The organism is Siculibacillus lacustris, assembly GCF_004328075.1.
In the GTDB taxonomy this organism is placed as follows: Bacteria; Pseudomonadota; Alphaproteobacteria; order Rhizobiales; family Ancalomicrobiaceae; genus Siculibacillus; species Siculibacillus lacustris.
In genome coordinates, this window is sequence record NZ_SJFN01000065.1 from 1 (window position 1) to 10,189 (window position 10,189).

Annotated in this window: 15 protein-coding genes and 3 tRNA genes; 9 read left to right on the forward strand and 9 right to left on the reverse strand. The window is 61.1% G+C overall.

The features are described from left to right. The 3 genes from EYW49_RS22325 to EYW49_RS22335 all read right to left on the reverse strand — a co-directional run. Positions 1-134, reverse strand: a 134-nt coding sequence (locus EYW49_RS22325) for a sigma factor-like helix-turn-helix DNA-binding protein (RefSeq protein ID WP_131309656.1), incomplete at its 3' end; no start/stop codon positions are given. Positions 135-224: 90 nt separating this feature from the next. Further along, the gene (locus tag EYW49_RS22330) at positions 225-407 is read right to left on the reverse strand and encodes a hypothetical protein (RefSeq protein ID WP_131311900.1); all 183 of its coding nucleotides are present in this window, start codon (positions 405-407) and stop codon (positions 225-227) included. A gap of 15 nt (positions 408-422) precedes the next feature. Beyond that, positions 423-746 (reverse strand): hypothetical protein, encoded by a 324-nt coding sequence (locus tag EYW49_RS22335; RefSeq protein WP_131311902.1) that lies wholly within the window; start codon positions 744-746, stop codon positions 423-425. A 573-nt stretch (positions 747-1,319) separates the two neighbouring features. Here EYW49_RS22335 and EYW49_RS22345 point away from each other — a divergent pair. Next, the gene (locus EYW49_RS22345) at positions 1,320-1,766 is read left to right on the forward strand and encodes a translation initiation factor 2 (protein WP_131311904.1); all 447 of its coding nucleotides are present in this window, start codon (positions 1,320-1,322) and stop codon (positions 1,764-1,766) included. Positions 1,767-1,944: 178 nt separating this feature from the next. Here EYW49_RS22345 and EYW49_RS22350 read toward each other — a convergent pair whose 3' ends face one another. Next, positions 1,945-2,379, reverse strand: a complete 435-nt coding sequence (locus EYW49_RS22350; protein WP_131311906.1) for a hypothetical protein — start codon at positions 2,377-2,379, stop codon at positions 1,945-1,947. A 269-nt stretch (positions 2,380-2,648) separates the two neighbouring features. Here EYW49_RS22350 and EYW49_RS22355 point away from each other — a divergent pair, with 269 nt between their 5' ends. Both EYW49_RS22355 and EYW49_RS22360 read left to right on the forward strand, forming a co-directional pair. Next, a complete protein-coding gene (locus EYW49_RS22355; RefSeq protein ID WP_131311908.1) occupies positions 2,649-3,053 on the forward strand; it encodes a DUF6508 domain-containing protein in 405 nt (134 codons plus the stop codon). Positions 3,054-3,189: 136 nt separating this feature from the next. Further along, a complete protein-coding gene (locus EYW49_RS22360) occupies positions 3,190-3,540 on the forward strand; it encodes a hypothetical protein (RefSeq protein WP_131311910.1) in 351 nt (116 codons plus the stop codon). A 52-nt stretch (positions 3,541-3,592) separates the two neighbouring features. On the opposite strand, the gene EYW49_RS22365 is transcribed toward EYW49_RS22360, so the two are convergent. Further along, positions 3,593-4,615 (reverse strand): LysR family transcriptional regulator, encoded by a 1,023-nt coding sequence (locus EYW49_RS22365; protein ID WP_131311912.1) that lies wholly within the window; start codon positions 4,613-4,615, stop codon positions 3,593-3,595. Between the two features lie 78 nt (positions 4,616-4,693). On the opposite strand from EYW49_RS22365, the gene EYW49_RS22370 reads away from it, so the two are divergent. After that, on the forward strand, positions 4,694-5,917 hold the full coding sequence (locus EYW49_RS22370; protein WP_131311914.1) for a GNAT family N-acetyltransferase: 1,224 nt from the start codon (positions 4,694-4,696) through the stop codon (positions 5,915-5,917). A 177-nt stretch (positions 5,918-6,094) separates the two neighbouring features. Here EYW49_RS22370 and EYW49_RS23320 read toward each other — a convergent pair whose 3' ends face one another. Then, positions 6,095-6,295, reverse strand: coding sequence for a hypothetical protein (locus EYW49_RS23320; protein WP_206365539.1), 201 nt, complete (start codon positions 6,293-6,295; stop codon positions 6,095-6,097). A gap of 136 nt (positions 6,296-6,431) precedes the next feature. On the opposite strand from EYW49_RS23320, the gene EYW49_RS23180 reads away from it, so the two are divergent. Then, the gene (locus EYW49_RS23180) at positions 6,432-6,602 is read left to right on the forward strand and encodes a hypothetical protein (protein ID WP_165498382.1); all 171 of its coding nucleotides are present in this window, start codon (positions 6,432-6,434) and stop codon (positions 6,600-6,602) included. A 355-nt stretch (positions 6,603-6,957) separates the two neighbouring features. Here the strand turns inward: EYW49_RS23180 and EYW49_RS22375 are convergent, their stop codons facing one another. After that, on the reverse strand, positions 6,958-7,146 hold the full coding sequence (locus EYW49_RS22375; protein ID WP_131311916.1) for a hypothetical protein: 189 nt from the start codon (positions 7,144-7,146) through the stop codon (positions 6,958-6,960). A gap of 175 nt (positions 7,147-7,321) precedes the next feature. Here EYW49_RS22375 and EYW49_RS22380 point away from each other — a divergent pair, with 175 nt between their 5' ends. Further along, on the forward strand, positions 7,322-7,720 hold the full coding sequence (locus EYW49_RS22380) for a phospholipase D-like domain-containing protein (protein WP_165498383.1): 399 nt from the start codon (positions 7,322-7,324) through the stop codon (positions 7,718-7,720). Positions 7,721-7,851: 131 nt separating this feature from the next. Here the strand turns inward: EYW49_RS22380 and EYW49_RS22385 are convergent. Both EYW49_RS22385 and EYW49_RS22390 read right to left on the reverse strand, forming a co-directional pair. Continuing rightward, a tRNA-Thr gene (locus EYW49_RS22385) sits at positions 7,852-7,926 on the reverse strand. Between the two features lie 91 nt (positions 7,927-8,017). Further along, positions 8,018-8,836 carry a TrmH family RNA methyltransferase gene (locus tag EYW49_RS22390; protein WP_131311920.1) on the reverse strand — a complete coding sequence of 273 codons (819 nt, stop codon included), beginning with the start codon at positions 8,834-8,836 and terminating at the stop codon, positions 8,018-8,020. A 307-nt stretch (positions 8,837-9,143) separates the two neighbouring features. On the opposite strand from EYW49_RS22390, the gene EYW49_RS22395 reads away from it, so the two are divergent. The 3 genes from EYW49_RS22395 to EYW49_RS22405 form a co-directional block, all read left to right on the forward strand. After that, a tRNA-Tyr gene (locus EYW49_RS22395) sits at positions 9,144-9,228 on the forward strand. Between the two features lie 37 nt (positions 9,229-9,265). Beyond that, positions 9,266-9,339, forward strand: a tRNA-Gly gene (locus EYW49_RS22400). A 119-nt stretch (positions 9,340-9,458) separates the two neighbouring features. Next, a partial coding sequence (locus EYW49_RS22405; protein WP_131311922.1) for an elongation factor Tu occupies positions 9,459-10,189 on the forward strand: 731 nt, incomplete at its 3' end.

Genomic DNA, 10,189 nt, shown 5'->3' on the forward strand with positions numbered 1-10,189 from the left:
AACCGAGGCTCGACGCTGTCGGACCGCAGGTACTTGCGGACCGTGTTCCTCGAAAGCCCGGTGCGCCGGGAAATCTCTCGGATCGAGAAATGATCCCGATAGTGCCAGCGCCGGATGACGCTCAATAACTCCATGTCGATCACTCCGCTGTCCCCCGCACCAGTGGCGAGGGAGGAGGTTCAAACATGGGTCAATTCTCGATGGAAAAATCCCTGCCGCCTGGGTCAGTTCTCCGCGGAAATCAACAGGTCGGCGGTCTGGTCGACTTCATCGTCTTTGTAGGCGAGATGAACGTTGCCGAGGTTGGTCTTGTAGGCGCCGGCCAGAACGAGAAAGCCGTCGGTTTCGGTCGAGTTTGACATGGGAATCTCCCAGGTTGGGGTGGTCAGGTCCAGTTCGCGGGCCATCGTAGCACCGCGGTTTCAGGCGGCGAGCCGGTGGAGCTCGTCGCGGATTTCGCGCTCGCGGACGGCGACATGGCGCCAGTCGTCGAGATAGCGAAGGTTCGACATTTCGGAATTCAGGTCGGCGATACGCTCCGCCCGAACGGCCGGCGGGATCGCCGCGACCGCGGCCTGTTGGCGGGCTTCGGCCCAGGCGCAGCGTAGGCACGACCCGAAGCACTTTCGCCCGATCGAGCGGAACGGCAGCCGGCCGAAGTTGTAATTGATCTTCATGAGATCCCAGGCCCGGCACATGACGGCAGCGCGATCGATCGTTCCGGCGGCGGTGAGGAGCGTGGTCATCGGTGAATCTCCCTCGTGACGAGGCAAGGTTGTGGCGTTTGCCGAGGCTGTCGCTTCGGCACTCGGTTGCCCATTCGGGGCCGATGTGATACTAATAGTATCGATCGGAGGGGCAGAGATGTCAATACGAAAAGTATCAATTCGACAGGTGAAGGCCGCTCGTGCGCTTCTCGCATGGTCGCAGACCGACCTAGCTAGTGCGTCCGGCGTGTCGGAGCCGACGGTGAAGCGCCTTGAGGCGTCAAACGGCGACCTCGGGGGGAGAAGCCAGACGGGCGCGAAAATCACCGCGGCCCTCGAAGAGGCCGGTATTCTATTCATCGATCCGGATGATGCCGGCCACGGGGTCGGCGTACGTTTGGTGACGAGGAGGCTCAGAGATGAATGATGGCCGCCCGCTCACCGTCGACATGGTCGCAGACCGCTGGGGGTGACCGCGACTCAGCGATCGCGCGCAAACTGCTGTCCCGGCGTTACATTTCACCGCACCCGGCGTACTTAACCTCTGGTAGCATTGACTCTTCGGAACTCACGCTTCAGTTTCCGCCAGTGTTTCTGACGCGGGGTGGGGAAATGTCGACGCTCAAATTAGTATTTTCGCTGATCGCAGGCGCTATAACATTGGGGGGATGTGCGACGGTCACGCGGGGCATGTCAGAGCAAGTAAACTTTACATCGGAACCTTCTGGCGCAGCAGTCCGGACCTCCATTGGGCTCGCATGTCCTGCGACACCCTGCACGTTTGACATTTCTCGCAAGTCAGCTTTCACCGCAATCTTCACGCTTCCCGGCTATGTTCAGCAGGAAATCAACGTGACGACGGATGTGGCCGGCAATGGTGCTGCGGGTTTCGCAGGAAACATCCTCCTCGGCGGACTGATCGGAATGGGGACAGATGTTGCGACCGGCGCGACGCTGAATCACACCCCAAATCCGGTCAATGCACTGATGGTGCCTATTCCGACCGAAACAAAGCCGGGGCCGCGCATTCGAAAACCAAAGCCCACGCCCGTGTCATGAAATTTCGGCCGACGGCGCCGCGGTCTGGGTAGCCGTGTGGCGCGGCGAAGCTAAAGCAGGAGGGAACATGCGCATTATGTCCGTCGTCGCAATTGCTGTATCGGCAATATTGCTTGCACCATCCGATTCCGAGGCCCGTTCTTACCGCTCCTCGGGTCGGACCTATGGGTTTGCGACCTCACGATGTAAAACGTCTTCCTGCGTGGCGAAGCACCCGAGCGGAAAGTGGGTCCACCCGCTCACCGCGCGAAAACACCGCCGATGAAAGGGTTCCGTCCTCGTCGCGACCAGCCTCTCGCGCCGCGGCCTTGGCCTGTTCAGAGATGCTGGCGACCTTCACGGCACGCTGTGCGCCCGTGCGATCGATGCCGAGTTCGCGAACGGCGGCGTTGATGCCGCTCTCCGGACGGCCGCCGCCGACGCCGCGCCCGACGCCGACACTCGGAAGTTTCGGCGCAACTTGCGCCGAAACTTCGCGCTCCTCCGTCAGCCGCACCCATTCCGACACGTGCTCGTCGTGCTCGAGCACGGTGAGTTCCGCCCGGTGCAGGTTCTCGGCGATCTCCCAAAGGCGCGCAATGCGGCTGATCGCTTTCGGTGCGCCCGCGACCACCATTGCCGCCGATGCGGACTACCGGCGTGATGCCATCGCTCACCACATGCTTCCGCAGTCCTCAATGCGTTGAACGACTAGTGAACGCAGAGGCGTCGGAAGCGCTCTATGCAATTTTCCGGACTACAACCCGGTTGCGCGCATAGCGGGAATCTTGGAGTATCCGGCTAGGCGCTAGGCGCCGCGCGGCCGGTGCATCCCCTAGAAAACCAAGAACGCCGGTCGCGCCTCCCTTTTCCTCGTTCAACGGGTGCCAGAGGAACGCCGGGATGACCGACGCAATCGACGCCCTCCGTTCTCTCGTCGCCATGCTGCCTGACCTAGAAGCCGACGGCGCAAGCTTTGGCGAAATGATCCCGATGAGGCGAGCGGGTAAGAATTGGGCGCTTCCACGGTTCGATTTCAACAAGACCGGTGAGCGCTTCCATTCCCTCGGTCATGTGGTGGGGAACGGCCTCTCGGCGGATGACTGGAAGGCATGGGAACGAGAGGCGGATTGCGCCGCCTTCCTCGTGAACGGCTCCCTTCCCGCGTCCGTGTCGCTCGTCGATGTCCGCCACCTGCTGGTCAGCATCGTTCAGAGGGAGCGCTTCTGCGAAGGCGCTATGCAGAGCGCGCTCGACGCCGGTCTCGTGGGTTCGGTGGTTCGACGAGCAGCGGCGCTTCTATCGTGAAGATCGCACCCTCAGGGGTGGTGTTTAGCGGCATGCCAATCTACGGATGACGGCAATACGAATGCGTCACATTACCAATGGTTGTCCAAATCGTTTTTGGTACCATCTGCGCCGTACTCGGATCGAGGAGAATTCGATGGAGCGCAGCTTCATTTTGGATCGAAAAGTGTTGCTGAACATCGAGGCACGCCCGTCCGGCGTGTACATCTCCGATCTCGAATCAAATATCTCATCCGCAGAGATTTCTGAATGTGTTCGCCGGCTGCATTTGGCCGGACTTATTTATTCAAAGGATGAAATAACAGCAGCCGGTCGAGAGTTCTTGGATGCGGTCCGCGATGAAAATAGGTGGAAGAGAATAGAATCCGCTCTCAGCCTTGCGAGAGGATGGACATATTCTTTGGTTCATGACTTTGCGTTACATATTTTTGAAAATGCCTCTGACACAAACGGGGGCTCGCCAGACTACCAGCGGCGCGCCGGTTAGTTCAGGCGGTACGGGCTTTCGGAGACGTTCCAAAGGCGCTGTTTTGTACTTTTTAGATTCGCGCTGGCAACAGATCAGATGTTCGCGTGAGAGAGGAGTCGCTCTCGGTATCTTGAGCGGGAGGCGGGGTCTCCCTGAACCAGGGGTACTTGATCGGATCGAAAATTTTCTTCGTCCAATCCATCGCCGCTTTGACCCGGGCAATCCGCACGATGTCACTGGCATAGACCAACCAGATATCTCTCTTGAGGGAAAACTCCGGCATGATCCGCACAAGCTCGGACGACAATTGCGTGCCGTAGGTTGGGAGAGCTCCGATCCCACCACCCTGCACGATCGCCATAGCATGAGCGGCGCTGCTGTTCGTCTTGACCGCGACGAAACCGAAGCTCGGGTCGGATCTAACCTTTTCCTTCAACGCGGCGGCTTTGATCTGTTCTGCGGCAATTTCGACGAATTGAAATTTCGACAGTTCCTCGAATGCTGCGGGTTTTCCGAAGTGCTCCACATAGCCCCGCGACGCGAAGAGCCCGATGTGCAGGTAGCCCAGCCGTGCGACCATCAGGTTCGGGTCTTGAGGCGGATCTAGCTGAACGGCGAAATCCACCTCCAGACGAGAGATATCCTGCAACCGCATTTCGCAACGCAGGTCGATCTGGATCCCCGAATGACGCTTACGAAACTCCGGCAGCCGAGGCGCCATCCAGAAAGAGCCCAACCCTTCCGTGATGCCGATGCGAACGGTTCCGGAGGGAGCAATTGACCGGGCGCCAGGGAACCGGCGTAACAGCGTTGCCTGCCGGTACATGTCGACGCCGACTGCATATACGCGCTCGCCTTCCTCCGTCAGTTCAACACCCGACGGGCCACGGACAAGCAGAATGGCCTGGATCTCGTGTTCGAGGTGTTCGATGCGTCGCCGTATGGCGTTGATCGAAAGGCCCGTTTCCGAGGCGGCAGCGCGCACGCTTCCTAGTTCCGCGACCTTCAGGAACACGCGGACATCGTCCCAATTGAACGCGACCTTCAATTCCCCGTGTTCCGAAAACGGATCCACCTGTGTTCCATTCACCATCGCGTCCGTCGCCCCCCTTCGCGATAGCCTTACCCCGTCGATACCACATTGTTTCCAGACCAGTCGACGGAGAATCGAATGGATTCGGCAGGCCACTTTCAAGCACACGGATCCGGAGCCAAGACGCCGCGCGATCTGGATACGATGGATTTCGAAAAGTATGCGCGGTCTGTGATCGCGCTCAACCCGTCGATGCCGATGGTCGAAGAGCTATTTTCGAGGGCGGCACCGTTGATCGCTGGAATTTCTACGCTCGATTGTGTCAAGCGGATATACCTTCACAATCCCGAGTGCGTCACTGTTTTTGCCAAGCACGACCCGACGGGGTTCAACGAACCGGTCCCCGAGGGCTTCGTGGCGATGCTCCCGCTGACGGCGGATGGCTATCAGGCGCTTTTCGACGGCCGCCTGGAAACGAATGCACCCGACGTCGGGTATATTTGCCGCCAAAGTGAAAAGCCGGCAGCGATCTATATCTGGGCGATCTATACACCGCCGCGTCTGTCCGGCGGCGTCTCGCTGATAATGGAACGTTTGAGTTCGCGAAAGTATCGGGATGCGCCCATCTTCTGCAAAGCGGCATCACAAGAGGCCGAGGACTTCTTCTTGACACTTGGCTTCTCGAAAGGGTCGACGCAGTTCGGTCACTACAAGCCAGAGGTTTTGCACTACCATCGCCGCGTATCGAATTTCACACATAGGGCCACCGAGGTAGTCAAGGCACCCCGTCCCATCTACGACAGCTTTGATCCCGCTGCTGCGTCCGGCAATTCGATCGGTATCAAGGCAGTTCACACGGTCGATGAGCTTCAGAAGGTTTTCGCCATAAGGGCGGTCTCCTACATCGGGGAACAGCGGATTCCCTATGACGAAGACGTCGACGGCAACGATCTGTCCGGCACGCATCTCATTGGATATGTAGGCCTCGAGCCAGCCGGCTGCGTTCGGATCCGGTATTTCTCCGATTTTGTAAAGATCGAGCGGTTGGCAGTTCTGCCAAAATTTCGACGGACGCGCCTCTCGTTCAAGCTGATCGAGGCCGCCATCGGGTTCTGTAGAGCCAAAGGATATACCCGTTTCTATGGTCAAGCCGAGGATGCCGTCGTTCCCCTTTGGCGACACTTTGGCTTTCAGCCCAGAAACGGAGATCCGCTTTCCTACATGACGGACCGTTCCTATCGCGAGGGAGATCTGTTCATCGAGCCCGCGCCGGATGCGTTGACGCCGAATTCCGGCGGATACGTTCTCATACGCCGTGAAGGAGAATGGGGCCGAGAAGGTGTGTTTGAACTAAAAAATTGATGAGACACATAATCATGTCGAACATCGATGAATCAAAAGGTATCAAAAAAATTACGGAATACGCTTCCGAAGGGGATCAACGGTCACTAATCGCCGCCCTCAACCTCATCATCGAACGCGTCAAATCCTCTAACCCTATAAGCGCATTCTGTCTATGTCTGGGTCGAGATGAACTGATCAGAGCATTACTACCACTTTCTGCACCGGAGGCTGCACCTCGCCCTCATCCACCGCGGACCCAGAAGAACGATTTGACGTGACCTTTCCTGAGGCGTTCGCTGCCTCGAACAACCTGCGAACGATCTCCAGAGTATCGATCAGGTTACTACCGTCTTCGAAGCCAACACGAGCCAATCTGCGTCCTTCTTCGACCATCATCGAAAATTCCCCAAATGCTGCAGTCGCCTCTCACTTAGATCCACCATAGCGGGAATTTACGCAAACAACAACCAAAATGACAGTGATCGAAGCTTGCCTCTTCGATTTCTGCCACCCATCGCATCAGGGGCCTCCCATGCCGAACACCAAAGAAACCGTCGCATCGGCGATTGCCGAATTCCTGAGTGAACTGGTCACCCAGGCGGAATCGGCGGATCTCGAATTCCTCGCCTACCTCATGAAGATGGCTCGCCTCGAGGCGCGGTGCATCGCTGGCGTTCCATGCCTTCCGCCTCCGACGGCGTAGAGGTGCGACTTCTGGTCGCCTGAAGCCTCCTGCGGGTACAACCCGGCCACACCCTCTTGTTGTAATTGAGCCCCCGTGCGCTAGTGTCTCCCCTCCAACCTCGTTGGGGATGCGGTATGAGCGAACGAGCGGAGAGGTCGGCTGAACTGAGAGCTATCGTGCAATTTGGTAGGGCGTGCGTCGCCTTTATGCAGGAGACGATCGACGATACGAACGATCCGATTGCCGCCGAAATGTTGCTGGCGTTCGTTCTCCTCCTAGATCGGTTGCAGAAGAAGCTGACGGAGTCGATGCTTCACTGAAGTCGTACCGAATGCAGGAAAGTCCATCCGCAAATCTGGCGCTACTCAAGTTATCATTGGCGCGTAAATGATAGAATACCGATCGCTTCGGCACCCTGCTCTCTGAGCTCCGCGCGCGCTTCGATTAATGCCAAGTCGAGTAAGTACGCGAGCATCGACAGGTTACCCTCTTCCGCGATTCGGACGAGTTCCTTCAATGCGACGGTGATCACCCTTGCGGCAGATTCGGATTGTTCGGACATGAACTCCACCCCTGATGGCGCATGCCATATAATGCCACGGCTTCGTCACGCGGGGATAAGTTCTCTGTTCGGAGCCGTTGTCGCACTGGCGATCCTTGGCGTCTCGAACGCCTCTCGCGCGGGAGATAGAGTCGCGATTCACTACGCCCCAAGCGAAAACCTCGAGCATGTCGACGTGGCGCTCCTGGCGACCGCGCAGGAGACCATCGACCTCGCCGGCTACGTGATCACCGACCGCCCCGTGATTGACGCCCTGGTGGCGGCGCAAGAGCGTGGCGTGGCCGTCCGGCTGATCCTCGACCCGGCGCAGCGGCACGACCTGGCTAGGCTGGCGCCGTTGTTCGACGCGGCCCGCAAGAAGCACCGCGGGCCGATCATGCACCTGAAGAGCTACGCGATCGACGGTAAGGTCCTACGGACCGGATCCGCGAATTTCACGGCGAGCGGGCTCAAGCAGCAGAACAATGATCTGATCGTGCTGGATGGTGGTGACGCGGCAGCCGCATTCGAGCGCGAGTTTGAACGGGTTTGGGACGCAGCCGAGCCGGTGTCGGTGCTGGCTCCTGCGGAATAGCGGGAAGCCGCATCGCGGTCCTGTCCATCGCTGTCTGCCACGATCCGGCGCCGAGTGGTGGATGAAATGGTGGATGGCGACGCGTAGCCAAGCAGGAAATGGCGAAAAACAGCCAAATCTGTGCCGTGATGTGGTGCCGGCGGAGGGGATCGAACCCCCGACCTTCGGTTTACAAAACCGCTGCACTACCGCTGTGCTACGCCGGCGCGCGATCCCCTTATCACGCCGCGCCCGCCGCTTCCAAGAGCCGCCGGCCGCGGCCGCGGCCGATCGCCCGCGCCTCCGCCTCCGCCGCCGTCAGCCCTGGGCGTGGCGGCGGCCGACGATCCACAGCGACAGCACCGCGGCGTTCGACACGTTGAGCGACTTGATCGCCCCGGGCAGATCGATGCGGGCCAGCGTGTCGCAGGCCTCGCGGGTCACGGGCCTGAGCCCTTTGCCCTCGGCGCCGAGCACCAGCACGGTGCGCGGACCGACCTCGGTGGCGTCGAGCGGCGCGGCGCCCTCGCTGTCGAGCCCGACCACCGTGAAGCCCTCCTTGCGCAGCGTGCCGAGGGCGCGCGCCAGATTGACCACCTCGATGTGGGTCAGGAGATCGACGGCGCCCGACGCCGCCTTGGCCAAGACGCCGGATTCCTGCGGCGTGTGGCGGCCGGGGGTCAGCAGCGCGTCGGCGCCGAGCGCCACCGCCGAACGCATGATCGCTCCGACGTTGTGCGGATCGGTGACCTGATCGAGCGCCAGCACCAGCCGCGCCCGGCCGAGGTCGGTGAGCTCGACCGGCTCCAGCGGCCGCGTCTCGACCAGCACGCCCTGATGCACCGCGTCTTCGCCGACCCGGGCGTCGATCCAGCGCGGATCGACCACCTGCGGCTCGACCGGAAATACCACCCCGCGCTCGACGAGCCGCGCCTGGGCGTTGCGGCTGACGTAGATCGCGTGGATCACCCGCCGCGGATTGGCCAGCGCCACTTCGACCGTGTGCAGCCCGTAGAGGAACACCCGGCCCTCCGGGGCGCCGCCGCCGGGCCGGCCGGGCCGCCGCCGGGCGACCGGGGGGCGGGTCGGATGGCGTCCGGCACGAGCCGAGGAGGGGGGCGAATCGGAGGGCGACATGAGGTGGTTTCCTGTGGCGGCGACGGGCGCGGAAGCCGTGTTATGAGCCGGAACCGGGTCGTGAAGCAATCGCCCGCCGCAGCGATCCCGACCCCCGCGGCCGCCCCGCCCGGCAGGCCGGGCCCGCGGGCCTCGCGCACCGCCCGCGCGATTCCCATGACCCCCGCGATGGTTTCACCGTTGACAGGGGAGGGCCGGGTCGCCATAACACCGCCCGCAACGGGAGTCCCCGCCGCACACGAGGCGGGGATGTTTCGTTCGTCCGAACGTTCGGTGCCGGTCCGGCAGCGCTCACGGTCGAAGAGTTGGGGGAATGTCCCGAGCGGCAAAGGGGGCGGACTGTAAATCCGCTGGCTAAGCCTTCGTAGGTTCGAGTCCTACTTCCCCCACCACCTTCGTCCCGAGCGTCTGTGCTCATGGCTCAGACGTGCGGGTATAGCTCAATGGTAGAGCAGCAGCCTTCCAAGCTGAATACGAGGGTTCGATTCCCTCTACCCGCTCCACCGACCGGCCGAACTCGTGGAGGACGTGCGAAATTTCCGCACCCGAGACGAGGCGATTCTGATGCCGACGGGCCCGAGGCGTTCGGAACCCGTCAGATAGAGAGTAGGAAGCGACGTCGATGGCCAAGGAAAAGTTCAATCGCGACAAGCCGCACTGCAACATCGGCACGATCGGGCACGTCGACCATGGCAAGACGTCGCTGACCGCGGCGATCACCAAGGTCCTGGCGGAGACCGGCGGCGCGACGTTCAAGGCGTATGACCAGATCGACGCGGCGCCCGAAGAAAAGGCGCGCGGCATCACCATCAACACCGCCCACGTCGAGTATCAGACCAAGGCGCGTCACTACGCCCACGTCGACTGCCCCGGTCACGCCGACTACGTCAAGAACATGATCACCGGTGCCGCCCAGATGGACGGCGCGATCCTGGTCGTGTCGGCCGCCGACGGCCCGATGCCGCAGACCCGCGAGCACATCCTGCTCGCCCGTCAGGTCGGCGTGCCGGCCCTGGTGGTCTACCTGAACAAGGTCGACCTGGTCGACGACGCCGAACTCCTGGAGCTCGTCGAGCTCGAGGTGCGCGAGCTCTTGTCCTCCTACGGCTTCCCCGGCGACGACATCCCGATCATCCCGGGTTCGGCGACCGAAGCCCTCAAGGACGGCGACCCCAAGCTCGGCCACGAGTCGATCCTGAAGCTGATGCAGGCGGTCGACGAATACATTCCGCAGCCCGACCGTCCGGTCGATCTGCCGTTCCTGATGCCGGTCGAAGACGTGTTCACGATCTCCGGTCGTGGCACCGTGGTGACCGGCCGCGTCGAGCGTGGCGTGGTCAAGGTCGGCGAGGA

Bases quoted from the DNA above. Each gene is read 5' to 3' on its own strand.
- EYW49_RS22370 (WP_131311914.1), top strand. From the start codon at position 4,694: ATGGATTCGGCAGGCCACTTTCAAGCACACGGATCCGGAGCCAAGACG.
- EYW49_RS23320 (WP_206365539.1), bottom strand. From the start codon at position 6,295: ATGATGGTCGAAGAAGGACGCAGATTGGCTCGTGTTGGCTTCGAAGAC.
- EYW49_RS22335 (WP_131311902.1), bottom strand. From the start codon at position 746: ATGACCACGCTCCTCACCGCCGCCGGAACGATCGATCGCGCTGCCGTC.
- EYW49_RS22375 (WP_131311916.1), bottom strand. From the start codon at position 7,146: ATGTCCGAACAATCCGAATCTGCCGCAAGGGTGATCACCGTCGCATTG.
- EYW49_RS23180 (WP_165498382.1), top strand. From the start codon at position 6,432: ATGCCGAACACCAAAGAAACCGTCGCATCGGCGATTGCCGAATTCCTG.
- EYW49_RS22390 (WP_131311920.1), bottom strand. From the start codon at position 8,836: ATGTCGCCCTCCGATTCGCCCCCCTCCTCGGCTCGTGCCGGACGCCAT.
- EYW49_RS22365 (WP_131311912.1), bottom strand. From the start codon at position 4,615: ATGGTGAATGGAACACAGGTGGATCCGTTTTCGGAACACGGGGAATTG.
- EYW49_RS22360 (WP_131311910.1), top strand. From the start codon at position 3,190: ATGGAGCGCAGCTTCATTTTGGATCGAAAAGTGTTGCTGAACATCGAG.
- EYW49_RS22345 (WP_131311904.1), top strand. From the start codon at position 1,320: ATGTCGACGCTCAAATTAGTATTTTCGCTGATCGCAGGCGCTATAACA.
- EYW49_RS22355 (WP_131311908.1), top strand. From the start codon at position 2,649: ATGACCGACGCAATCGACGCCCTCCGTTCTCTCGTCGCCATGCTGCCT.
- EYW49_RS22330 (WP_131311900.1), bottom strand. From the start codon at position 407: ATGGCCCGCGAACTGGACCTGACCACCCCAACCTGGGAGATTCCCATG.